19 protein-coding genes are annotated in these 25,730 nt (G+C 45.9%); 14 read left to right on the forward strand and 5 right to left on the reverse strand.

The window, feature by feature from the left end:
* The first annotated feature begins 116 nt into the window (after positions 1-116).
* The 4 genes from A4R26_RS29720 (at position 117) to A4R26_RS29735 (ending at position 9,969) form a co-directional block, all read left to right on the forward strand.
* A complete protein-coding gene (locus tag A4R26_RS29720) occupies positions 117-2,384 on the forward strand; it encodes an aconitate hydratase (RefSeq protein WP_081170162.1) in 2,268 nt (755 codons plus the stop codon).
* Between the two features lie 389 nt (positions 2,385-2,773).
* The gene (locus tag A4R26_RS29725) at positions 2,774-7,567 is read left to right on the forward strand and encodes a PKD domain-containing protein (protein ID WP_081170163.1); all 4,794 of its coding nucleotides are present in this window, start codon (positions 2,774-2,776) and stop codon (positions 7,565-7,567) included.
* Between the two features lie 51 nt (positions 7,568-7,618).
* Complete coding sequence (locus tag A4R26_RS29730) at positions 7,619-8,647, forward strand: PorP/SprF family type IX secretion system membrane protein (RefSeq protein ID WP_081170164.1); 1,029 nt, start codon at positions 7,619-7,621, stop codon at positions 8,645-8,647.
* A 200-nt stretch (positions 8,648-8,847) separates the two neighbouring features.
* On the forward strand, positions 8,848-9,969 hold the full coding sequence (locus tag A4R26_RS29735; RefSeq protein WP_081170165.1) for a glycoside hydrolase family 18 protein: 1,122 nt from the start codon (positions 8,848-8,850) through the stop codon (positions 9,967-9,969).
* A gap of 45 nt (positions 9,970-10,014) precedes the next feature.
* Here the strand turns inward: A4R26_RS29735 and A4R26_RS29740 are convergent, their stop codons facing one another.
* Together A4R26_RS29740 and A4R26_RS29745 are read right to left on the reverse strand one after the other, a co-directional pair.
* Positions 10,015-10,515, reverse strand: a complete 501-nt coding sequence (locus A4R26_RS29740; RefSeq protein ID WP_081170179.1) for a metallophosphoesterase family protein — start codon at positions 10,513-10,515, stop codon at positions 10,015-10,017.
* A 117-nt stretch (positions 10,516-10,632) separates the two neighbouring features.
* The gene (locus A4R26_RS29745) at positions 10,633-11,073 is read right to left on the reverse strand and encodes an SRPBCC family protein (RefSeq protein ID WP_133054823.1); all 441 of its coding nucleotides are present in this window, start codon (positions 11,071-11,073) and stop codon (positions 10,633-10,635) included.
* A 542-nt stretch (positions 11,074-11,615) separates the two neighbouring features.
* On the opposite strand from A4R26_RS29745, the gene A4R26_RS29750 reads away from it, so the two are divergent.
* Both A4R26_RS29750 and A4R26_RS29755 read left to right on the forward strand, forming a co-directional pair.
* A complete protein-coding gene (locus tag A4R26_RS29750) occupies positions 11,616-12,773 on the forward strand; it encodes a homogentisate 1,2-dioxygenase (RefSeq protein ID WP_081170167.1) in 1,158 nt (385 codons plus the stop codon).
* 176 nt (positions 12,774-12,949) lie between these two features.
* Entirely contained in the window at positions 12,950-15,739 is a 2,790-nt protein-coding gene (locus A4R26_RS29755) for a bifunctional aconitate hydratase 2/2-methylisocitrate dehydratase (protein WP_081170168.1), read from the forward strand.
* A gap of 120 nt (positions 15,740-15,859) precedes the next feature.
* On the opposite strand, the gene A4R26_RS29760 is transcribed toward A4R26_RS29755, so the two are convergent.
* On the reverse strand, positions 15,860-16,201 hold the full coding sequence (locus A4R26_RS29760) for a hypothetical protein (protein WP_081170169.1): 342 nt from the start codon (positions 16,199-16,201) through the stop codon (positions 15,860-15,862).
* Complete coding sequence (locus tag A4R26_RS35260; RefSeq protein WP_165760469.1) at positions 16,188-16,331, reverse strand: hypothetical protein; 144 nt, start codon at positions 16,329-16,331, stop codon at positions 16,188-16,190. The genes A4R26_RS29760 and A4R26_RS35260 overlap by 14 nt, the downstream gene beginning before the upstream one ends.
* Before the next feature lie 255 nt (positions 16,332-16,586).
* Between A4R26_RS35260 and A4R26_RS29765 the strand changes: the two genes are divergently transcribed.
* From A4R26_RS29765 to A4R26_RS29795, 7 genes are all read left to right on the forward strand, one after another.
* On the forward strand, positions 16,587-17,204 hold the full coding sequence (locus A4R26_RS29765; protein ID WP_081170180.1) for a TetR/AcrR family transcriptional regulator: 618 nt from the start codon (positions 16,587-16,589) through the stop codon (positions 17,202-17,204).
* Positions 17,205-17,242: 38 nt separating this feature from the next.
* Positions 17,243-18,514 carry a TolC family protein gene (locus tag A4R26_RS29770; RefSeq protein WP_081170181.1) on the forward strand — a complete coding sequence of 424 codons (1,272 nt, stop codon included), beginning with the start codon at positions 17,243-17,245 and terminating at the stop codon, positions 18,512-18,514.
* A gap of 151 nt (positions 18,515-18,665) precedes the next feature.
* Positions 18,666-19,607 carry an HlyD family secretion protein gene (locus A4R26_RS29775; protein ID WP_081170170.1) on the forward strand — a complete coding sequence of 314 codons (942 nt, stop codon included), beginning with the start codon at positions 18,666-18,668 and terminating at the stop codon, positions 19,605-19,607.
* A gap of 104 nt (positions 19,608-19,711) precedes the next feature.
* Positions 19,712-20,632 carry an ABC transporter ATP-binding protein gene (locus A4R26_RS29780; RefSeq protein WP_081170171.1) on the forward strand — a complete coding sequence of 307 codons (921 nt, stop codon included), beginning with the start codon at positions 19,712-19,714 and terminating at the stop codon, positions 20,630-20,632.
* Between the two features lie 12 nt (positions 20,633-20,644).
* Positions 20,645-21,394 (forward strand): ABC transporter ATP-binding protein, encoded by a 750-nt coding sequence (locus A4R26_RS29785; RefSeq protein ID WP_081170172.1) that lies wholly within the window; start codon positions 20,645-20,647, stop codon positions 21,392-21,394.
* 104 nt (positions 21,395-21,498) lie between these two features.
* Entirely contained in the window at positions 21,499-22,605 is a 1,107-nt protein-coding gene (locus tag A4R26_RS29790) for an ABC transporter permease (protein WP_081170173.1), read from the forward strand.
* 9 nt (positions 22,606-22,614) lie between these two features.
* Positions 22,615-23,733 (forward strand): ABC transporter permease, encoded by a 1,119-nt coding sequence (locus A4R26_RS29795; protein WP_081170174.1) that lies wholly within the window; start codon positions 22,615-22,617, stop codon positions 23,731-23,733.
* Positions 23,734-23,803: 70 nt separating this feature from the next.
* On the opposite strand, the gene A4R26_RS29800 is transcribed toward A4R26_RS29795, so the two are convergent.
* Positions 23,804-24,178, reverse strand: coding sequence for a hypothetical protein (locus A4R26_RS29800; RefSeq protein WP_081170175.1), 375 nt, complete (start codon positions 24,176-24,178; stop codon positions 23,804-23,806).
* 892 nt (positions 24,179-25,070) lie between these two features.
* On the opposite strand from A4R26_RS29800, the gene A4R26_RS29805 reads away from it, so the two are divergent.
* The gene (locus A4R26_RS29805) at positions 25,071-25,661 is read left to right on the forward strand and encodes a TetR/AcrR family transcriptional regulator (RefSeq protein WP_081170176.1); all 591 of its coding nucleotides are present in this window, start codon (positions 25,071-25,073) and stop codon (positions 25,659-25,661) included.
* Positions 25,662-25,730: the final 69 nt, after the last annotated feature.

A 25,730-nucleotide genomic window follows, 5' to 3' on the forward strand; every position in this document is an offset into this window, starting at 1 on the left:
CCTAAATTATAACATTAAACAAAAATCTGCAAGCCTGCATTTACCCTGGCCCTATTTTTTAGGTAACTTTACAAAACTTTTTTTTATACGTTTGATCACTTCTTAAACGAAAAATCATGGTTTTTGATCTGGATTTAATTAAAAAGGTTTATGCCGCGATGCCCGAAAAAGTGGCTGAGGCGCGTAAACTGGTTGGCCGGCCACTTACATTAGCAGAAAAAATATTATATGCCCACCTGTTCGTTCCGGCAGAAAGAGCCTACGATCGCGGGGTTGATTATGTAGATTTTACACCCGACCGCGTAGCTATGCAGGACGCAACCGCCCAAATGGCATTATTGCAGTTTATGACCTGCGGACGTGCAAAAGTAGCCGTTCCTTCAACCGTGCATTGTGATCACCTGATCCAGGCCAGGACCGGGGCCCTGGAAGACCTGAAAACCGCGAACGAAGTAAATAAAGAAGTATACGAATTCCTGGCCTCAATTTCCAATAAATATGGCATCGGTTTCTGGAAACCTGGCGCCGGGATCATTCACCAGGTTGTGCTGGAAAACTACGCTTTCCCCGGCGGTATGATGATCGGCACCGACTCCCACACCCCCAATGCAGGCGGTTTAGGTATGATCGCCATTGGAGTAGGCGGCGCCGATGCGGTTGACGTAATGGCCGGTTTGCCCTGGGAGCTGAAAATGCCCAAGCTCATCGGTGTTAAATTAACCGGTAAAATGAGTGGCTGGACCGCCGCTAAAGACGTGATCCTTAAAGTGGCCGGTATCCTCACCGTAAAAGGCGGCACCGGCGCTATTGTTGAATATTTCGGCGAAGGCGCCGACAGCCTGAGCGCTACCGGTAAAGGAACCATTTGTAACATGGGCGCCGAAATAGGCGCCACCTGCTCGCTGTTCGCTTACGACGAAAAAATGGCCGCTTACCTGAGCGCAACCGGCCGCGAAGAAGTTGCTTACCTGGCTACACAGATCAAAGAACACCTGCGTCCTGATGATGAAGTATACGCAGATCCTGCCAAATACTACGATCAGTTGATCGAGATCAACCTCGATGAACTGGAACCATATGTGAACGGTCCGTTCACTCCTGACCTGGCATGGCCTATTTCTAAATTCGCTGCCGCCGTTAAAGAAAACAACTGGCCCGAAAAACTGGAAGTAGCCCTCATCGGTTCATGCACCAACTCTTCTTACGAAGATATCAGCCGTTCTGCCTCACTGGCTAAACAGGCCGTTGATAAAAATCTGAAAGCCAGGGCTGAATTCACCATTACACCCGGTTCTGAAGTAGTTCGTTTTACCATTGAAAAAGATGGTTTCCTCGATACTTTCTACAAGATCGGTGGTGTGGTGCTGGCAAACGCCTGCGGTCCCTGTATCGGTCAATGGGCCCGTCATATCGACGATCCCAAACGTAAGAACTCGATCATCACTTCGTTCAACCGCAACTTCGCTAAACGTAACGATGGCCTGGCTTCTACCCACGCATTTGTAGCCTCCCCTGAGATCGTAACTGCATTTGCTATTGCCGGCGACCTTACTTTCAACCCGTTAAAAGATAAACTGAAGAACGAAGACGGTAAAGAGGTTATGCTCGATGAGCCTACCGGTACTGAATTACCGCCTAAAGGCTTTTCTGTAGAAGATGCGGGTTATACCGCTCCGGCTGCCGATGGCAGCGGTGTACAGGTTAAAGTAGCCGGCGATTCACAACGCCTGCAGTTACTGGAACCGTTTGCTGCATGGGAAGGAACCGATCTGAAAGGGTTGAAACTCCTCATTAAAGCAAAAGGAAAATGTACTACTGACCATATCTCAATGGCGGGTCCATGGTTGAAATTCCGTGGCCACCTCGATAATATCAGTAACAACATGCTGATCGGGGCAGTGAACTTCTTTAACGAAGAAACTGATAAAGTTAAAAACCAGCTTACCGGCCAATACGGCGCTGTTCCCGCTACACAACGTGCTTACAAAGCAGCAGGCATTGGCTCAATAGTGGTAGGTGATGAAAACTATGGTGAAGGTTCAAGCCGCGAGCATGCAGCTATGGAGCCTCGTCACCTTGGGGTTCGCGCTATTGTGGTTAGAAGTTTTGCCCGTATTCACGAAACCAACCTGAAAAAACAGGGTATGCTGGCATTGACCTTCGCCAATAAAGAAGATTACGATAAAATTCAGGAAGACGATAGCTTCGATATTGTTGGCCTCGGGTCTTTTGCACCTGGCAAACCATTGTCAATGGTATTGAACCATAAAGATGGCAGCAAGGATACCATTACATTGAACCACACCTACAATAAACCACAAATTGAATGGTTTAAAGCGGGTGGCGCGTTGAATGTGATCCGTTCACAATTCGCGAAAGGATAATAAAAATATCAATATTATACTTGAAGCCCTCCGATGCGTCGGGGGGCTTTTGTTGTTCGGTATGGTTAGTGCAAAATCAAAACAGAACGGCAGTGCTGTCAGTTGGGCGGCAGTCGTGAAATAGCTTCCAGGCAGGAATTAAAGGTATTTATTTAGCGATTCGTAAACGTTCCTTCACCTTACAATGGTTTTAAACTGCCGCGTGTTTTGTACATCGTTTCGTAGTCTCATCCGTTCTTACGCTAACCATTATAACTTCCCGCATAAATATCATAAATACCCCAACTTCAACCCATAAGGGTTAGTTATTAATCTTCCAATTACAAGCCTGTTTCCAACATCGGGATCAATGATATATCGCGTCATTTGCAGTACCTATCAATAGTCCAATGAAAAACCATTTAATCATATTCGTACTTGCCCTGGCCTGCACAGGCTTTTCTTCAACCCGGTTGAATGCACAGGTAAAGGCTGCTTTTTCAGCCAATACCGTATCAGGTTGTTCGCCCCTGGTAGTGCAGTTCAAAGATGAGTCAACCGGCAACCCAACCAACTGGCGGTGGGACCTCGGTAACGGTACCATCTCCCTGTTCCAGCATCCTTCTTCCGTTTATTTTGCCCCGGGCACCTATACCGTTAAACAGGTTGTGAAAACCGCCACCGGCGCCGATTCCGTTATAAAACAACAATTCATTACCGTTTATGATAACCCGGTAGCCAACTTTGAAACTTCCGATTCAGTAGGTTGTTTTCCCTTTCCTGTAACCTTTACCGATAAAAGCACTGTGAGCGACGGTACCATTACCGGCTGGCATTGGGATTTTGGCGATGGTAATACATCTACCGCTACAAATCCCTCACATACCTATACCGGCACCGGAAATTATACCGTAACGTTAAAGGTTACCAGTAAGAACGGCTGCACCAAAAGCTTTAGTAAACCGCAACATATCCGAATAGCTTCCGGCGTACTGGCCGGTTTTGATTTTATGCCGGTACAAAAAAGCTGTAATGCACCACTCGATATAGATTTCAATAACAGGTCAGTTGAGTCGGGTACGGTTTCCTATGTATGGGATTTCGGGGATGGACAAACATCCGTTGAAAAAAGCCCGCGTCATAAATATGTGTCCAATGGTGCATATACCGTTACACTGGTTGCAATAACCAATAGCGGTTGCAGGGATACCGTTAGTAAAAAGAATTTAATTGTTTTGGGAAACACGCAAACCCAATTCAACATTCCTGCTACCGTTTGCGCCGGTGAAACATTTATTCCTGTAAATACGTCCACACCGCTGCCCGGTTCGGTACGTTGGGAGTTTGGCGATGGCAGCAGGTCAACTGAGGCCAGCCCCAAAAAAAGTTATGCAAACGCCGCAACCTATACGATAAAACTGGTCAATTCTTTTGCGGCCTGTCCCGATTCGGTGAGCAAAACGATCACCGTATTACCCAAACCTGTAGCGTCTTTTACAAGCGACCGCACGTATTCGTGCAGTGTGCCGGCCGCCATTCAGTTCACCAATACAACCAGCGGAAGTGTGAACCAGCGCTGGGATTTTGGCGATGGCAGCACGAGCACCGCAGCCAATCCGGAACATACATACACTTCGTTTGGAAAGTATACGGTAAAGCTTGTAGTAACGGGCAGCAATGGTTGTACAGATTCTGTTGTTAAAAAAGAGATCATTCATGTTATCCGCCCGCAGGTGCAGATCAATAACCTGCCGGTAAAGGGTTGCCTGCCATTTACCGTTCCGTTCACCGCTACCGTAAAAGTGGCTGACCCGCTGGTTGCTTATCGCTGGGATTTTGGCGATGGCACCGGTTCAACACAAGCAGCGCCGGTTAAAACATATACGCAGGAAGGAAGTTATACCGTAAAGCTGGTGATCACCACAGCCAGTGGTTGTACCGATTCGGTTGTTGTACGGAATGGGGTAGAGGCCGCTTCGCGCCCCAGGGCTGATTTCACAGCTACACCGCGTGAAGTATGCCGCAGCCAGGCCATTCAGTTTATAAACCAAAGCAGCCCTGCTGATCAGTGGCTGTGGATTTATGGAGATGGCGGCCATTCGACGGAAAAACAACCTTCGAACAGATATGGTGACACGGGCTATTTTAAAGTGACCCTGATTGTAACGAACAAGGGCTGCTCCGATACCATGATCAGGCCCAACTATGTTCGTATCTATCCACCTGTTGCGCGTTTTGCGGTAAGAATGAATTGTGCCGACAAATACCAGCGCACGTTTACCGATAGCTCCATTGCCGCACAATCGTGGCACTGGGACCTGGGCGATGGTACTACCAGTAACAATAAATCACCTGTTCACCGTTACACGGCTACAGGCAACTACCGGGTAAAACTCGTTGTTACCAACAACGGTTGTGTTGACAGTATGGTTCAGCAGGTGATCATTGCCGATGAGCACCCCGGATTTGATGCCGATAAAAAAGAATTGTGCGCCCGCGAAAAACTTACATTTACCGCTAATAATTATAAACCCGCCAACATCATCGGTATGGTATGGCATTTTGGCGATGGTGTTGTGAGCAATATGCCCGGAACAATTACCCATAGCTATAAGCGCTCTGGTAATTACCGGATATCATTGGTTTATACAGATGTAAATGGCTGTATCGATTCCGTTGTTAAACAGCAATACATAAGGGTGAACGGCCCGGCAGCAGCATTCGAGGCCATGAATGAAAAGATCTGTATTGATAAAACAGCCACTTTCAAAGATCTGTCTGAAACCGATGGCATACACCCCATTACTAAATGGGACTGGGTGTATGGCGATGGAAAAGAAGCATCTTATACCGCCGCTCCCTTCACCCATTTGTATGAGAATGGCGGCACCTATACGGTTTCATTGAGGGTTACCGATAGCAGGGGTTGTACCGATAGCTACTCCCGTGCCGCCGCCATCAGTATTTCGAACCCCAAAGCATCATTTACTACAGCCGATACCAGTTCATGCCCCGGTAAACCTGTTAATTTCAATAATACGTCAACCGGCAACAACCTGCAGTATAGCTGGAGCTTTGGCGATGGCAAAACAGGTGCACAACGATCGCCGGCACATCAATATGTACAGGATGGTTTGTATACCGTTAACCTCATGATCGCCGACCCTATTGGTTGCCGCGACAGTATCAAACGTGTTGAATATATAAAGATCGCTACGCCGATAGCCGGTTTTACCATGTCAGATTCCGTGGGAAGCTGTCCGCCCCTTGAAGTGAAGTTCACCAGTTCGGCCAGGAACTATGTTTCACTTGGCTGGGATTTCGGGGATGGTTCTACTTCAACGCTCGAGCACCCGGTTCACTTTTACAATATACCGGGAGAATACACTGCTACGCAAACGGTGATTGCGCCGGGTGGTTGTATTGCTACCAGGTCAAGGAAAGTGATCGTAAAAGGACCTAAGGGCGAGTTTACCTACAACCCAACCACCGGTTGCATGCCGCTCACGGTTCAGTTCAACGGTTCAGGAAATGGCATTAAATCATACATCTGGGATTTCAATGATGGTAATACCAATGCCTCAACCGTTTCATCAACTGGTTATACCTACAACCTGGCCGGTAAATTCGTGCCGCGCATGATCCTGGTCGACAGCAATGGCTGCCAGGTGCCGGTAACAGGAAAAGATACCATCAATGTAATTGGCGTTACAGCAAATGAAACACTGGATACGTACCGGCTTTGTAACAGCGGTTATATTCAGTTTACCGACAGGTCTGTTGCCAATGATTTTATAGCCGCGCACCTGTGGGATTTTGGCGATGGTACATTCAGCACGCTTGCCAGTCCACGCCATCATTTTACAACCGCACCGGCTACCTATACCATTAAACATATGGTAACAACCGCCAATGGTTGTAAAGATGCGGCTACCCTTGTCGATACCATAAAAATATACAAAACACCAAAGGTGGCCATAGCCGGCGATAAAGAGGCCTGTATGCCCGGTGAGCTGAATTTCAATGCCGATGTTACCGGCGATAACAACCATCTTACAAAGCGCTGGTTGTTGGGGAACGGCCAAACGGCCGACGGAGTGAATACCGTTAAACAAAGGTACAATGCTGCGGGTACATACCAGGTGCAGCTGCAAACGGTTTACCATGATTATTGTTATGATACCGCCCGCCGGGAGGTGAACATCTGGCCGCTGCCCAATACGTTTGCGGGTAACGATGCCGTGGTTTGTTTGGGCTCGCCTGTTATGTTGCAGGCATCAGGCGCGGTACAATATACCTGGCAAAGCACACCCGATATTTCATGTACGCAATGCGCTACCCCGTTAATAAACCCGTTGACCAATACAACCTACGTGGTAACCGGCGTATCGGATAAAGGATGTGTAAAGAACGACACCGTATCTGTTAGGGTACGTCAGCCATTTACGGTAAAGGTGCTTCCCGGCGATACGCTTTGCGCAGGCGAACAGATGCGTTTAGGCGCTGCCGGTGCCGACCAGTATCAATGGCTGCCTTCAACCGGTTTAGACAATGCGCATATTGCTTCACCCAAAGCTTCGCCATCGGCCACAACCGCGTATACAGTTGTAGGAAAGGATAATGACAATTGCTTTACCGATACCGGCCATGTAACCGTGAAAGTATATCCCATACCGAAAATATTTGCAGGTAACGATACCACTGTTAATACAGGTAATGCCATCAGGTTATCGCCGGCATATTCGCAGGATGTTACCACATTCAACTGGGCTCCATCGGGTGGGTTGAGCTGTACGAACTGCGCAACCCCAACGGCCGATGTAAAAGGAAGCGCTACCTACCGGCTGACCGCAACCAACCAGGGCGGCTGCGTGGCATCTGATGACATTACCATCACGTCGGTATGTAATGGCGATAACTGGTTTGTTCCAAATACTTTCTCACCCAATGGCGATGGCGTGAACGATGTTTTCTATGTACGCGGCAAAGGCATTTACAACATACATGCATTACGCATCTTCAACCGCTGGGGCCAGCAGGTATTTGAGAAAAGGAATTTTAACGCCAATGATGCTGCCGCCGGCTGGGATGGAAAGATCAATGGTAAGGTGGCCGATATGGATGTATATGTGTATATCGTAGATATCATTTGTGATAATTCAACCATAGTGCCTTACAAGGGAAATGTGGCGCTTATCAGATAGTTGACGGGTTGATAAATATTAAAATCCTGAAATTCCTTCAATATCCAGACTATGAAAAACCTATTTAAAAAAGCTGTAACTGCATTTGCTGTGTTGGCAACATTGTCAAGCCAGGCGCAGGACCTTCACTTTTCACAATTCTTTGAAGCGCCGTTGTTGCGCAATCCTTCCCTGGCGGGTATCTTTACCGGCGACATTCGCGTACAGGGCGTTTACCGCGATCAGTGGAACAGTTTTACCAACGCTTATCGCACCGGTTCGTTCAATGCCGAGTACAAAAAGCCGGTAGGTACAACCAATGATTTTATTACCGCAGGTATGCAAATGCTTTATGATAAGGCTGGAACCGTTGGTTTAACCACCACCCAGGTATTGCCTGCATTGAACTACCATAAATCGTTAAGCAATGATAAGGTGGAATTTTTATCATTGGGTTTTATGGGTGGTCTTATTCACAAGAGCATCGATGTTACGAAAATGACCACCAATAACCAATACAATGGCGGCTGGAACCCAACGGCAGCTACCGGTGAAACATTCGCCGTGCCCAATTTCAATGCCTGGGATGTATCGGTAGGTATGAGCTACAATACCACGTTTGGGATGGATGGCATGAACAGCTTGTTCGCTGGTGTTGCAATGCATCATTTAAATAAACCAAAGAACTCGTTTTATCGCGATGCCACTACCGAGCTGAACAAGAAACTGGTTTTTTCAACCGGTATGAAATGGCAGGTGAACGACTTCTCCTATTTTACCCTGCATGCCGACCATTCGCAACAGGGTACTATAAAAGAAACAATTGCCGGCGGGTTATATTCATACAATACCGGCAGTTTTGCAGATGATGCAGCCTGTGTATTGCACTTCGGCGGTTTTTTACGCTGGAAGGATGCGTTTATTCCTGTAGTAAAGGTCGATATGCGGTCTTTATCGCTGGCGCTGAGCTATGATGTGAACGTATCGCAACTGAAAACGGCCAGCCAGGGCAGGGGAGGTTTTGAACTTTCATTATCGTATATCGGGTTTTTCGATCGCAACGATGCCGCCCGTGATGCGGTTATGTGCCCTAGATTTTAGCTGAAAGCTTAAAGCCGAAAGCAGAAAACCGATTTGCTTTTCGTTTTAGGCCTTTGGCCTTTAGCCTTTAGCCTTTAACAGGTAACCGATAAGTGATCGTATACGTGAGGCATCAATTTTATAAATGGTAATCTTTGAATGTGTACTGTACGTTACATTTACGGCATTTCAGGCACTATTATTTACAAAACACACATTCAATGGCGCGCATCGTATTACAAATTGTCTGTCTGCTTACAGTTGTCCTCAATGTTTTTGCACAGCCCCAAACAAAAAAAACGGGTAAGAAGCAGTCGCTGGCTGTTATTGCTTATTATGCCGGACCGGCTGACCGGGTTGATAGTTTTGCGGCTGAAAAGCTAACGCATATCATCTTTAGCTTTTGCCACTTAAAAGGAAACAAACTGGCTATTGACAACGCCCGCGATACCGTAACCATTCAACGGCTGGTGGCATTGAAGAAAAGAAATCCGCAACTGAAAGTGTTATTATCCCTTGGCGGCTGGGGCGGTTGCGAAACCTGCTCCGATGTTTTTTCCACTGATAAAGGCCGCGAGGAATTTGCCCGGTCGGTAAAACACCTGCTCGATTATACAAAAACAGACGGGCTCGACCTGGATTGGGAATATCCCGCCATCCAGGGCCCTCCCGGTCATAAATTTATGCCGGAAGACAAACCCAATTTTACCCAACTGGTAACACAACTGCGCAAGGCAGTTGGTCCCAATAAAGAGATCAGTTTTGCAGCCGGTGGTTTTACCACCTTCCTCGAGCAGTCTATTGAATGGAAAAAAGTAATGCCGCTGCTCGACCGCGTAAACTTAATGACCTACGACCTGGTGCACGGTTATAGCACTGTAACCGGTCACCATACGCCTATTTATTCAACCCCCCAACAAAAGGAGTCGGCCGACAATGCGGTTCGCTATCTGGATTCAATAGGTATTCCCCGTAACAAACTCGTGATAGGCGCAGCCTTTTATGCACGTGTTTTCGAAAACGTCGATAGCGTCAATAATGGTTTGTACCAGTCTGGTAAATTCAAACACGGCATTCCGTTCAAGGCGTACCCCGGCGAATTAACACCGGAGAAAGGCTTTGTGTACCACTGGGACCCTGTAGCCCATGCGCCCTGGATGTATAATGCAAAGGAGAAATTATTCGTTACGTATGACGATACAACTTCCATGCGTCTTAAAACAGCTTATGCCGTGGATCAAAAGCTCAATGGAATAATGTTCTGGCAACTGGGAGACGATACTTACTCAAATGGGTTGCTCGATGTTATCTACAATGAGAAGCTGAAAAAACAAAGTAAGTAACGGAATAATGTGCTAATGAGCTAATGTGATAATTATCACATTAGCTCATTGTTTTCGTGGCCCCAATTCTATCACCTCACAATCTTTCATATTACTTCCGTCGATAACAAAGCGGATGAGGGTGCGCACTTTGTGCCAGCCCTGGTTGCCCGCTGCCCCGGGGTTCATATGCAGGCATTGTAGTTTATCGTCGAACATTACTTTTAAAATATGGGAGTGGCCGCAGATAAACAGTTGCGGCGGGTTAGCGGTGAGTGTTTTTTTTACAACAGCATTGTATTTGGGCGGGTAACCGCCGATGTGTGTCATATATACCTGCACGCCTTCACAGGTAAACCGAAGGCTTTCGGGATAAACACTACGGATATCCTGCGCATCGATATTGCCATAAACGCCTTTCAGTGGTTTGAAAGCCGCGAGCTTGTTCGCTACATCTATATTCCCGAAATCACCGGCATGCCAGATCTCATCGCAGTTGTCAAAATGTTTGAAAACCGCGTCATCAAGATAGCTGTGCGTGTCGGAGATTAAACCTATTCTTTTCATAAATAACGATCTGCCGGTAAGCATGAAGCTTTTTCACCTTTATCAACTCTTTCACCTTTTCAATCCTGCCTCGTCAACGTGTTAACTCGTCAACTAGTGAAGTCGTCAACTCGTTAACTAAACCCAGGCACTTTCTTCTTCAGCTAATTTCTTAATGGTATCCAGCGTTTCTACCCAATTCTTTTCGGCATGGGCAAACAACATTTGCGATGCGAAATTGCTTTGTGTCAATTGTAATAGTACACCGTTTGCCTCCGGTGTTATGATGAATGTAATATCTGAATAGTTTTCAGGAACGTCTTCCGTAGCAGAAAATACGCTCCAGTAGTTGTAGGAAAGCTTTTTTGCCGGCTCAAAATGCAATAGGGTGCCTTTATCCTTTACTTCTTTATCCTTATAAACGAAGGTGAACGCGATCTCACTGTTTACCTGCCAGTCGGTAACCATCTGTACGCCCAGCCACTGTTCTATGTACCGGTTATCGGTTAAAATGTTCCATACTTTCTCGGGGGAAGCGTCAATATGTCGTTCTTTGGTAAGGATTAAGCTCTTTTTCATCTGTAGTTTTTTATTATTTATAGCCGGAGGTGCAAGATAAGGCGCAGGCACAAATGGCAATGTGCTAAATGCCTTAAAAATTTCAACATTCGGCCGGTTTCCCGGCTTTCGGTAATTTCCGGACTGAATTTCCAAATTCGTGAATTTCAATGAAATGATTTATTAACTTTATATTATAACTGCTTTTGTGTTTTTCGTAGCAGCGGGGATGCCGGTAATTCGGGTACTTCCAGGCTAATGCATTATCACAATAGCATAACTTGTTCCGCTTTGCGGGATAATCATATTAGCACATTAGCTTGCCATGCCATTCTTTCGCAATTTTACCTATTGGATAGATAAGCGGAGCTGGAAATATGTATTTCTGCTCAAAACCCTCGAATTGTCCCTATAAGGCCATCCGCTATTAAAACTATATAGTTTTTCCATTGAAATGTTGCTTTTGTGCATTAGCATGGGAGCGAAGATGCCAACACACGGAGGCTTCGGTCCTAATGAATTATCACATTAGCATATTAGCAAATTATCAAATTAGTTTTTCTATGGCTTATTATTATAAATTAGGTAACATTCCCCATAAGCGGCATACGCAGTTCCGCAAACCCGATGGGGGCCTGTATGCAGAACAGCTGTTCTCTACAGAAGGGTTCTCGAACGATTATTCGCTGTTATACCATGCGCATCCGCCTACCGATATTATTAAAACAGAGCCCTCTTACGATGTATCGCCCAAAATTGCCGAAGAAAAAATGCTGAAGCATCGCAGCTTTGAAGGGTTCAGGATAAAGCCGGCTATCGATTATTTGCAAAGCCGTACGCCGGTGCTGGTAAATAACGATTGCCACATTGTACTGGCTGCACCGGAGGAAGGCATGCTTGATTACTATTTCAAAAATGCCGATGCCGACGAAATGATCTTTGTACATGAAGGCGAAGGCGTATTGCGCACCATGTATGGCGAACTGCCATTTTCCTATGGCGATTACCTGGTAATACCGCGTGGAACAATTTACCAGGTACAGTTCAAAAATAAGGAGAACCGCCTCTTCATTGTGGAATCGTTCAGCCCTATTCGTTTTCCTAAAAAGTATTTGAGCAAATACGGACAGCTGCTTGAACATTCGCCTTTTTGCGAACGCGATATACGGCCGCCTCAAAACCTGCCGACTTTCGATGACAAAGGTGATTTTCTCATCCGTACCAAAAAACGCGGCGTAATGTATAACCTGCATTATGGGCATCATCCGTTCGATGTAATAGGGTGGGACGGTTACTGTTATCCGTTTGCATTCAGCATTCATGATTTTGAGCCTATCACCGGCCGTGTTCATCAGCCGCCACCGGTGCATCAGACATTCGAGGCGAATAACTTCGTGGTATGTTCATTCTGCCCGAGGTTGTTCGATTACCATCCGCAGTCGGTGCCTGCACCCTACAACCACAGCAATATCGACAGCGATGAAGTGTTGTATTATGTGGATGGTGATTTTATGAGCCGTAAGAACGTTACAAGGGGTATGATCACGTTGCATCCTGCCGGCATTCCGCATGGGCCGCATCCCGGCGCTGTGGAGAAGAGCATTGGTGCAAAGGAAACCAAAGAACTGGCGGTAATGGTTGATACCTTTCATCCGTTACAGCTTACAAAGGAAGCGCTGGAAATAGAAAATGCCGGTTATACAATGAGTTGGGCCGAGTAAAGCACAATTCAGCTAATGTGCCAATGAATACAGAAATACAAAAGGCTCCCTTGCAACCGGGAGCTTTTTTTATGAGTGTCGGGCATGTGTTTAGGCCGGGTAAACCGGCAACGTGCTCCTTGTAATATAGCGTACATTAATTACCTTTGCAAACTAGCATCAAAAAAGAAAATCATATGAGCCGTTATAATGAGTACCTTAAGGAAATTGAAGAAAGAAAAGGTCAGGACCTTCACCCCAAACCTATAGATGGTGCCGAATTGCTTAGTGAGATCATTGCGCAAATAAAAGATCCCAAAAGTGCCCATAGGAAAGATTCGCTCAATTTCTTTATTTATAATGTGTTGCCGGGAACTACGAGTGCCGCTGGAGTGAAAGCTGCCTTTTTAAAGGAGATCATTCTTGGCACTTTCAAAGTGGAAGAAATTACACCCGCTTTTGCTTTTGAGCTGTTATCACACATGAAAGGAGGTCCTTCAATTGAAGTATTGCTTGACCTGGCCCTTGGTAATGATGTGACTGTTGCCAAAGAAGCTGCAAAAGTGTTAAAAACACAGGTATTCCTCTATGATGCCGATACAGACCGCCTGAAAGAGGCGTTCAAAAACGAAAATGCAATAGCAAAAGATATACTTGAAAGTTATGCAAAGGCTGAGTTTTTTACAAAACTGCCCGAAGTACCTGAAGAAATTAAGGTAGTAACTTTTATAGCTGGTGAAGGTGATATTTCAACCGATCTGCTGTCTCCGGGTAACCAGGCCCACTCCCGTTCAGATCGCGAATTGCATGGTAAATGTATGATCACTCCCCAGGCACAGGCCGAGATCAAAAAGCTGCAGGCACAACATCCAGACAAAAGCGTGATGCTGGTTGCTGAGAAAGGCACCATGGGCGTAGGGTCGTCAAGAATGTCTGGAGTAAATAATGTGGCCCTTTGGACGGGCAAACAGGCAAGCCCCTATGTTCCTTTTGTTAACATTGCCCCCATTGTAGGTGGTACCAACGGAATTTCTCCCATCTTTCTTACTACCGTTGACGTTACAGGCGGAATCGGAATTGACCTTAAGAACTGGGTAAAAAAGGTAGACGAAAATGGCAAGGTTATCCGCAATGAAAATGGCGAACCTGTTCTCGAGGAAGTATATTCCGTTGCTACCGGCACTGTTCTTACCATCAATACCAAAACAAAGAAATTATATAATGGCGACCGGGAACTAATTGATATATCGAAGGCGCTTACACCTCAGAAAAAGGAATTTATCAGGGCTGGCGGTTCATACGCAGTTGTATTCGGTAAAAAGATCCAGACGATCGCAGCGAGGGTCTTAGGTATAGAACCTGCTCCTGTATTTGCTCCGTCAAAAGAGATCTCCAATGAGGGCCAAGGGCTTACTGCAGTAGAAAAGATCTTTAACAGGAATGCTGTTGGTATTACTCCGGGCAAAGTATTACATGCCGGTTCAGACGTTCGTGTAGAAGTGAATATCGTAGGTTCTCAGGATACCACCGGATTGATGACTGCCCAGGAACTGGAATCAATGGCAGCTACTGTAATTTCGCCAATTGTTGACGGTGCATACCAGTCAGGCTGTCACACCGCTTCGGTATGGGATAAGAAGGCGCAGGCCAATATTCCAAAACTTATGAAGTTCATGAATGATTTTGGATTGATCACCGCACGTGATCCCAAAGGCGAATATCATTCCATGACAGATGTAATTCACAAAGTACTCAACGATATTACAGTAGATGAGTGGGCGATCATCATTGGCGGTGATTCTCATACAAGAATGTCGAAAGGCGTTGCATTTGGAGCTGACTCAGGTACCGTTGCTCTGGCATTGGCTACCGGTGAAGCATCTATGCCCATTCCCGAATCGGTGAAAGTGACCTTCAAGGGAGAAATGAAGGAACACATGGATTTCCGTGATGTAGTACACGCTACCCAGGCGCAAATGCTTCAGAAATTTGGCGGCGAGAACATTTTCCAGGGCAGAATTATTGAAGTCCACCTCGGAACGCTTCCTGCCGACCAGGCTTTCACCTTTACCGACTGGACGGCGGAGATGAAGGCAAAAGCTTCTATCTGTATTTCTGAAGATGAAACCCTGATCAAATCACTGGAGATTGCCAAAGGCAGGATCCAGATCATGATCGACAAGGGCATGGATAACAGCAGACAGGTGCTTCAGGGATTGATCAATAAAGCCGATAAGCGGATCGCCGAGATTAAATCAGGTGAAAAACCCGCTTTAACACCAGATGCGAATGCGAAGTATTATGCTGAAGTGGAGATCGACCTGGATGTGATCGCTGAACCAATGATCGCTGACCCCGATGTAAATAATGCAGACGTTTCCAAGCGCTATACCCACGATACCATTCGTGCACTTTCTTACTATAATGGCGAGAAAAAAGTAGATCTTGGTTTTGTAGGGTCATGCATGGTGCACAAAGGCGATTTGAAAATTGTTTCTCAAATGCTGAAGAACCTCGAAAAACAACAAGGTAAGGTTGAGTTTCGTGCACCGCTTGTAGTGGCAGCACCAACTTACAATATCATCGATGAACTTCAGGCTGAAGGCGATTGGGAAATACTGCAGAAGTATTCCGGTTTCGAATTTAATGATAATGCCCCGAAAGGCACGGCACGTACTGAATACGAAAATATGATGTACCTCGAACGTCCGGGTTGTAACCTTTGCATGGGTAACCAGGAAAAAGCAGCTAAAGGTGATACGGTGATGGCAACCTCAACCCGTCTTTTCCAGGGAAGGGTCGTTGAAGATTCCGACCGTAAAAAGGGAGAGTCCCTGCTTGCGTCCACACCGGTAGTGGTCCTTTCTGCCATCCTGGGAAGAATTCCTAATATGGCTGAATATAAAGCTGCAGTAGTTGGTATCGATCTCACTAAGTTCGCGCCTCCCCTTAAGACCTTAACATCGAAAGACAACGTTTCTTATTAATGTTATAGATCATTATAGATACAAAAAGGTTCACAGCAATGTGGACCTTTTTTGCATCCAGGCATGGTAAAAGGGGATAGGGAGGGAACTAATCCCTCACTATCCTTTCAATTGAAGATATTAATTACGTCTTAATTTCAGATAAGGAGCAAGGCCGTTTGCGATTTTGCCGGAACTTGAGTTAATTTGAACTACCAGTGTAATTCGCTTGTCTGGGAGGGAATTCAGAATGTTATTTGAATTAAACTCAACATATTGTAGTGCATCTTTTGTATAACCCTTTATCTGAGCATTGGCGATTTCTACACCATCTGTAAAATTATACAGCCTTATATATGCTGTATCAGCCAAACTCTGGGTCATTATTCCAAGGTTCAATGTAACTGAATCGATATATTTATAATCCCTCTTATCAAAATCTTTCAGCACTGAACCACGGGAACTGGGTTCAAAAATAATCATGGTACGAATCTATTCTTTCATCCATGAAATAAACAGTGATCTGCTTATCAAGATCCTCCTTTTCAACAAGCTTTTTACAGGAGCCCAGGGCAATGCTGCCCATCAAAATAACAAATGCGATTTTTTTCATACAAATTTGGGGTTGGTTAACAGGTGAATCAATAAAGTATAAAGGTTGCCGTTATAAACGGTTGCCGTATAAAGATATTATCGGAAGGATGTTTAACTTTCGGGAAGAGGGGTAGTTATTTTTTCACAAGGGCTGCAATATTCTATCTGGCTGATCGTCTGACCTGTATAGTGGCGAATATTATTTTTTGAAGAAAACTTTGGCAGAATCAGTTTTTCCGGTATATCTTTGTGTTTAACCAAATGGTTAAACTACGTGGATAAAGAACTTAAAAGCGACAAAAGCGCAGAACAAAAGATCCTGGATGCAGCCAAACAGATCTTTATGGAAAACGGGCTCGATGGCGCGCGGATGCAGGATATTGCGGATAAAGCAGGCATCAATAAAGCTCTGTTACACTATTACTTCCGAAGCAAGGACAAACTTTTTGAACGCATTTTTACCGAAGAAGCACAGAAGTTCATGCCTAAGGTAACGACGATCATGCTTTCAGAGCTTCCACTGTTCGAAAAGATAGAGAAGTTCATGAGCGAATACATCGACACGCTTTCCCAGAACCCGTTGCTGGCCAATTTCATTCTGAATGAAATACACCGCAACCCAAAGGAGATGATAAAAAAAATCTGGGGCAGCCACCGTCCGCCCATCGAAAAAGTGGAAGAACATGTGGCAAAACTGGTAAAGAAAGGAGAGATCAGGCCTATAAAAGGTTATGAGTTAATGATCAACATGGTTTCCCTGTGCATCTTCCCTTTCCTGGCCCGGCCAATGGTACAATGGATAACCAAAACAAATGACGATGAGTTTATGAAGATGATGCAGCAGCGTAAAAAGACCGTGGTACAATTTGTAATTGACTCAATAAAGAAATAAAAATTTTTGTCATGCAATTAACTAAATGGTTAAACCCAATGATTAAATTTTGTTTGCTTATAACGGTGCTGTTCGTGGCTACCGGTGTGCAGGCGCAAAATGCTGACCGGCTTACCCTGCAGCAGGCATATGATCTGGCCCGCCAGCATTACCCGGTGATCAGGCAAAAAGACCTGGTGCGCCAAACGGCCGATCTTACTATCAGTAACCTGAGCAAAGGTTTTCTTCCCCAGTTGAATATTTCCGGGCAGGCTACCTATCAGTCAGATGTTACCAGCGTGCCTGTGAGTATACCCGGCGTCAAAATAGATGCGCCCGGTAAGGACCAGTATAAGATCCAGGCCGAATTGACGCAGCTGGTATATGACGGTGGAAATACTTCTGCCCAAAAAAATGTACAAATTGTGAATGCGCAGGTTGAAGATCAAAAAGCGGAAGTGGAGTTGTATAAAGTGAAAGACCGCATCAATCAGTTATACCTCGGCATTTTGCTGGTAGATGCACAACTGGAGCAGGTGGCCTATGTAAAGAAGGATATTGAAATAGGTATCAAACGCGTGGAAGCAATGATAAAGAACGGAACGGCATTTCGTTCGAGCCGGCTGACGCTGGAAGCCGAACTGATGAAGAACGACCAGCGTGTTATAGAACTGAATGCCAACCGCAAAGGTTTGGTTGATGTACTATCGCTGTTCATTAACCGGTCGTTGCCCGGCAATGTAACACTGGAACAACCTACGATCCCAATGACCCTGGTCAAAGAGTCGGTAGCCCGTCCGGAATTGAAGTACTATAATTACCAGAGCGAATTGTTTAAGGTACAGAACCAGCTCATCAGTGCAAAGAACAGACCCAAAGTGAATTTATTTGTACAGGGCGGCTATGGCCGTCCGGGTTTGAACATGCTGAAGAACGAATTCGATCTTTTTTATATCGGCGGTGTGCGGTTGAACTGGGGACTGGGTAGTTTATATACCACAAAAAAAGAACGCCAGATCCTGGAGGTAAACGAACGCATGGTTGATGTGCAGAAAGAATTGTTTATGCTCAATACCAATTCACAGCTTAAACAACAGGAAGCCGAAGTTGACAAATTATCACAACTGATACAAAGCGACCAGCGGATCATCGGCGTGCGCGCCCAGGTTAAAGATGCAGCGCTGGCGCAACTTACCAACGGCGTTATCAGTACCAATGATTATTTGAAGGAATTGAATGCCGAAGACCTGGCCAAACAATCGCTGCTTACCCACCAGGTGCAGTTGTTACATGCGCAGATCAATTACCGTACGATATCAGGAAACCAATAATTAATTAGCTAATTAGCTGATTAGCTAATGTGATAATGGAATACAGCACACTGGATGCTTCGCGTGAGCTTCGCAACCCATAAGAACTGCCGGCATTGAGGAATTATCACATTAGCAAATTAGCACATTATCACATTTACATATTACAGTTATGAACAAACTTATTGTAACCCTTATTGCTTCAGCGGCGGTATTCACTGCGTGCAACCGCAACAGCCAGAAATTCGATGCATCGGGAACTTTTGAGGTTGACGAAGTGATCGTTTCTGCCGAACAAACCGGAAAGATCTTATCGTTCAATGTAATGGAAGGCCAGACCATTCCCCGCGAACAGGTAGTAGGTATCATCGATGCGGAAAACCTCTCCCTGCAAAAAGAACAGATCGAGGCAAGCATTGCCGCCCTGCAGGATAAAACTTCCAGTGTACAACCGCAGGTGAGATTATTACAGGAACAACTGGCCGTTCAGGAATCGCAACTGAAGAATATGCTGCAGGAGCGCACACGGATAGAGAACCTGCTGAAACAGGATGCCGCTACCCGTAAGCAACTCGATGATATGAATTCGAACATCGAAGTAATGCAACGGCAAATGGATGTTACCCGCCAGCAGATCAATGTGCAAAAGAGCAATATTAGCACCGCAAACCGCTCTGTGCTCAGCGAAAAGAAGCCGCTTGAAAAAAGAATGCAGCAATTGAGCGAACAGATAGGGAAGGCGCAGATCGTCAATCCCGTTGGCGGAACGGTTATCACCAAGTATGCCGAAGCCGGTGAAGTGACCTCGGCCGGCAAGGCCCTGTACAAGATCGCCAATCTCGATACACTTACCCTGCGCGCATACATTACCGGTAACCAGTTGCCGCAAATAAGGCTGAACCAGCAGGTAAAGGTTATGATCGACAGCGGCGCCAGGGCCTATCGCGAATATCCCGGTATCATTACCTGGGTGGCCGATAAGGCCGAGTTCACCCCAAAAACGATACAAACACGGGATGAACGGGCCAACCTGGTGTATGCTATCAAAGTACGGGTTAAGAATGACGGGTACCTGAAGATCGGGATGTATGGGGAAGTAATGTTTAGTAAGTAGTTGATAAGGTGATAGAGTTGATAAAGGTAATAAAGGAAAACTCTATCAACTGTATTAACTCTATCAACAATATCAACTCTGTCAACTTTTCAACTGAAAATCACATGCCTTCAGTAATAGTAAATAATATCACTAAGCAATACGGTAAGAAAAAAGATCTGGTTCAGGCCCTTAAAGGCGTGTCTTTCGAAGTGCAGCAGGGTGAGCTGTTCGGGATCATTGGTCCCGATGGCGCGGGCAAAACTTCATTGTTCCGTATTCTCACCACCTTGTTGTTGCCCGATGGCGGTACTGCTTCGGTAGATGGGCTCGATGTGGTGAAGGATTTCAAGGCCATTCGCCATCGTGTAGGATATATGCCCGGTCGTTTTTCGCTGTACCAGGACCTTACCATCGAGGAGAACCTCGAGTTCTTCGCCACCATCTTCAATACCACCGTTAAGGACAACTACGATCTTATAAAAGAGATCTATTCGCAGATTGAACCATTTAAGAACAGAAGGGCGGGAAAGTTGTCGGGCGGCATGAAACAAAAGCTGGCGCTGAGCTGTGCGCTGATACACAAACCATCGGTCCTTTTCCTCGATGAGCCAACCACCGGTGTGGATGCCGTATCGCGCAAGGAGTTCTGGGAAATGCTGCGCAGTCTCAAACGGCAGGGCATTACCATTCTGGTATCAACGCCTTATATGGATGAAGCCGGTATGTGCGACCGCGTGGCGCTTATGCAGAATGGAGAAGTATTGTCGGTAGATAGTCCCGAAGGCGTAATTGACGCTTTTAAACAACCGCTGGTGGCCGTGAAGGATAATAACATGCTGCAACTGCTGAACGACCTCCAGCGCTATGAAGGGGTGAAAGATGCCTATCCGTTCGGGGAGTATCATCATGTGGTGCTGAATAACGGATTTTCGGCCAGTGCAGTACAGCAATATTTGCAACAGCATAATTACCACCAGCCCGAGGTGAAAACCATCAGGGCCGATATAGAGGATTGTTTTATTGCGCTGATGAAATCGGCATAAATACAAAACAGAATGACCACCAACAACACAGCCATATATGCGGAAGCTTTAACCAAACGTTTTGGTGATTTCACCGCCGTGGACGCCATTTCCTTCGATGTAAAAAAGGGCGAGATCTTCGGGTTCCTTGGCGCCAACGGCGCGGGCAAAACAACCGCCATGCGCATGTTATGCGGGTTGTCGATACCCACATCGGGTAAAGCTACCGTAGCCGGGTTCGATGTGTTCAAACAAACCGAGCAGATCAAACGAAGCATCGGTTATATGAGCCAGAAATTCTCGTTGTATGAAGACCTGACGGTGCGGGAGAACATCCGGTTCTATGCCGGTATATATGGAAAAAGCGATGCATTCATAAAAGAAAAAACGGCATTCCTGTTAAAGGAGCTGCACCTGGAAGCCGAAGCCAATAAACTGGTGCGGTCGTTGCCGTTGGGCTGGAAGCAAAAGCTGGCTTTTTCGGTAGCCATCTTTCATGAACCGGAGATCGTGTTTCTCGATGAGCCCACCGGCGGCGTTGACCCGGTTACCCGGCGCGAGTTCTGGAATATGATCTATAAGGCAGCCGAATCGGGCATAACCATTTTCGTAACTACCCACTATATGGATGAAGCGGAGTACTGCAACCGGGTATCGATCATGGTTGATGGCCGTATAGATGCCCTCGATACCCCGGCCCAACTGAAAAAGACCTTTGACGTGAAGTCGATGGACGAAGTGTTTTTGAAGCTGGCACGGAAGGCGAAACGTTCCGGAGATTAAAGAGCTGGTCAGTTGAAAACTTCATAACCAACGAACTTAAGAACTGAACAACTGAACAACTGACCAACTGAACAACTCGCAACAAGTAAACATAAATCATTCTTATGAAGCAGTTCGTTTCATTTGTTAGAAAGGAGTTTCATCATATAGCCCGCGACAAACGCACGCTGTTCATTCTGCTGGGTATGCCCATTATGCAGATCCTCATCTTCGGGTTTGCGCTTACCAATGAGGTGAAGAACTCGAAGATCGCGATCCTCGATCAGTCGAACGACCCGTCGACCCAGGCATTGCGCAGTGAGCTGGATGCCAGCCGGTATTTCGATATAACGCAGGACCTGCGTTCTTACCAGGAAATAGAAGGCGCATTCAAAAAAGGAAAGATCAAGATGGCGGTTATTTTTCCCGCGAATTTTGCCAGCGACCTCGATCATTTCAATACGGCCCAGGTACAACTGGTAGCCGATGCATCGGACCCCAACGTGGCCAATACGCTTACCAATTACGCTACGGCTATCATCCTCGACTACCAGGACCGGATCACCAACAACCGCCGCCTGCCGCATACCATCAAAACGGAAATGCGCATGTTGTACAATCCGCAATTGAAAGGTGCATATAGTTTTGTGCCGGGGGTAATGGCCATGGTGCTGATGCTGGTGTGCACGCTGATGACCGCAATAACGATTGTACGGGAAAAGGAACTGGGCACTATGGAAATTATGCTGGTGTCGCCTATGCGGCCGTTCAAGATCGTGGTGGCGAAAGCGGTTCCCTATTTGTTGCTGTCGATGGTAAATATCACCAGCATCCTGTTGCTGAGTGTGTTTGTGCTCGAGGTGCCCATCAATGGCAGTCTGGTATTGCTGCTTTTCGAGAGCATCCTGTTTACTTTGACCTGCCTCGCCTTTGGCCTGCTCATTTCAACAAAAACCGATTCACAGCAAACGGCCATGTTCATTGCGTTGACCGGTATGTTCCTGCCAACGATCATGTTAAGCGGTTTTATGTTCCCGATAGAGAACATGCCGCTGCCGTTACGCATACTTTCAAATATAGTTCCTGCCAAATGGTTTTATTATATCGTAAAAGAAGTGATGATAAAAGGGCTGGGTATTACAGCCGTGTGGAAAGAAACATTGATACTTACCGGTATGCTGTTGTTCCTGCTGGCGCTAAGCATCAGGAATTTCAAGATAAGACTGGCTTAAATCATTTATATGAGAACCTTACGTTTTCTGTTACAAAAGGAATTCCGGCAGATCTTCCGCGATCCATCCATCATACGCATCATTTTTATGATGCCGTCGATACAATTGCTGATCCTGCCGTGGGCGGCCGATTATGAAGTGAAGAACATTCATTTGAGTGTGGTTGATCATGACCACTCGCAGTACGCGCGCCAGATGGTGAACAAAATAACTTCCTCGGGTTATTTTATTTTGCAGGATTATTCAGGCTCTTACAACAATGCCATGGAGCAGATAGAGCACGACAAGGCCGACCTGGTGCTGGAGATCCCGGCAGGGTTTGAAAAGAAGCTGATCAAAGAAAATGAATCCACCCTGTTCATGGCCATCAATGCCATAAACGGCGTAAAGGCCAACCTCGGTGGGGCATACCTGCGAAGCATTATACAGGATTATAACCGTGAAGTACGCATGAAATGGATACAACTGCCGCGGTTCAGTCCCGAGTTACAGATAGAAGTAACGGCTTCCAACTGGTTCAATCCCCTGATGAATTACAAGATCTTCATGGTGCCCGGTATCCTGGTGGTGCTGGTGACCATGGTAGGGGCCTTCCTGGCATCATTGAACATTGTGCGGGAAAAAGAGATCGGTACCATTGAGCAGATCAACGTAACGCCTGTAAAGAAATACCACTTCATTCTGGGCAAACTTATTCCGTTCTGGATACTGGGGCTGTTGATCCTGAGCATAGGGTTAACCATAGCGCGGGTGGCATACGGTATTATCCCTGCGGGCAGCCTGCTGGTGATCTATACGTTTGCGGCGGTGTACCTGCTGGCAGTGCTGGGACTGGGCCTGTTGTTATCTACCTATACCAGTAACCAGCAACAGGCGATGTTGTTATCGTTCTTTATGATGATGGTGTTCATTCTGCTGAGCGGTTTATATACTTCAATTGACAGTATGCCCGGCTGGGCGCAGGTGGTTACCAAATTCAACCCCGTTACTTACTTTATTGAAGTAATGCGGATGGTGGTATTGAAGGGGAGTGGATTGAAAGATATCAGCACCCATTTGTTTACGGTACTTGGTTTTGCCGTGGCGCTCAATACCTGGGCGGTGATCAATTACAAGAAACGTTCCTGAAAAAAGATGTGCCACACTTTGGAAGTGTGGCACATCTGATATTTAATATTTTGATAAGCTGCAGTGATGGTTAATTGTAGAAATACGGCTTTGCCGAAAATACAAAGGCAACCTTGTTGTTCAGTTTATTATAATTTACCCCAATATACAGATTTTGTTTCTGCATGAATTTTTCAGTATTGACAGTACTGTCGTTCACAACAACTTTTATGGTATGTTCACCTTCGGTATTGGCGGTAGAAATACTGGTGGCCAGTGACAATGCATGATTGGTAGTTACCTCCGAATTCAGCAGCGGTTGGTTATCGATAAAGACTTGCACTTTATCATTCTCGAAATTCGATTGTATGTCTACCCCCAGGTCGTACACCGTCGGGTTATTCGATTTGCGGCATGCGGTCAACACCAGCAATACCAGCGAGATAGACAAAATTACTTTTTTCATAATATTTTTGAGTTCATGGCTTGATGCAGTACGACACCGGTAAAATGGTTTTCGTTGCATGCTATTTATAATGAGACGCGCAAAGTTACATTAACTTGCACCATTTCAATAATCACAGGCGAAATAAATAGTAACAAAATAGAAATAAAGGCATGGAATACAGGCAATTGGGTAGTTTCTCCCGGTAAAAACTTCGGTTATTTCAGTTCTCAGTTCATAGTTCTCAGTTCATAGTTCTTAGTTCATAGTTCTCAGTTCTCAGTTCAGGGCTGATAAGTAATGGCAGGTAATCTCATATTCCGGATTATTGGCCATTATGATTCTGTATCGTTATAGAACGCTCATAAACGCCCGAAGTGCTTCATTTCGATGTGGAACTTCAAATGCCTTCTAAAGCTTTTTTATAACGCTAAAGCATAAGGGGCCGGCTTCAAACATCGGAGTATATATGGCTGTAGTATGGCTATAGTACGGCTGATCATGCCTTAATCTATACTCAATGTGTACCGGGAAATGCCTGAGTGTACGGCGGGTCTGTATTATGCATTAGCCTGATTGGGGCGTATTGGTACTTGAATAGCAGCATAATGTACCGGAGTGGTAGCATAATGGCCTGGGTACTGTACGGGACTACTCTACGGACCCTACAGGAATACATGGGTGCCAGACAATTCCCAGACAATTCCCAGACAACTCCCAGACAACTCCCAGACAACTCTTAGACAATTCACCTAGAGTCCGCCGCCAATTCCCCTAGAGTGCGCCGCCAGTTCACCTACAGTCTTTTCTCATTCCGGTAGCACGCTGCACCCATCTGCGAACATATAAACCAAAAAAATATAACGCCGCCGGTTGCATAAGTGAATGAATATTCATTTATATTTGCCCTGCAATGCGTACAAGGGATGTAAATAAGGAAAACCTGATTCAGGAAAAAGCGATCGAAATGATTGTGAAACAGGGACTTGATGGCTTCAGCATGCAAAAGCTGGCAAAAGCTGCCAATGTTTCTCCTGCCACCCTGTACATCTATTACAAAGACCGCGATGATCTTATAACCCAACTCGCCACCAGCGTCAGCAACCGCCTTATGGAAACCAGCCTGAAAGGAATGCATCCCAAAATGTCGTTTGCCGATGGGCTCGAACTGCAGTGGAAGAACCGCATGGAATTCTTTTTCAAATACCCGCTCGATGTGGAATTTATTGAGCAGATCAGGTATATGCCCACATACGATTCCGTAAGGGATAATATCAGAAAGAATTTTGGCGATGTACTAGGCAAATTCGTGCATAATGCCATCAACAGGGGAGAGCTGCAGCCGCTTCCCTTTGAAGTGTACTGGTCCATGGCATTTGCCCCGTTGTACCAGCTGATCAAATTCCATGCACAGGGAAACAGTCCGGCCAATGCCTCCTTTCGCATTACCGACGATATGGTTAAACAAACCCTCGAGCTGGTAATCAAGGCCCTTAAACCATAAAAACGCTCAAGGCTAAACGCTCAAGGCTTAAGGCTTAATTGATAAATAGCATGACATAGGATACACTTT

The organism is Niastella populi (genome assembly GCF_002078015.1).
Classification (GTDB): Bacteria; Bacteroidota; Bacteroidia; order Chitinophagales; family Chitinophagaceae; genus Niastella; species Niastella populi.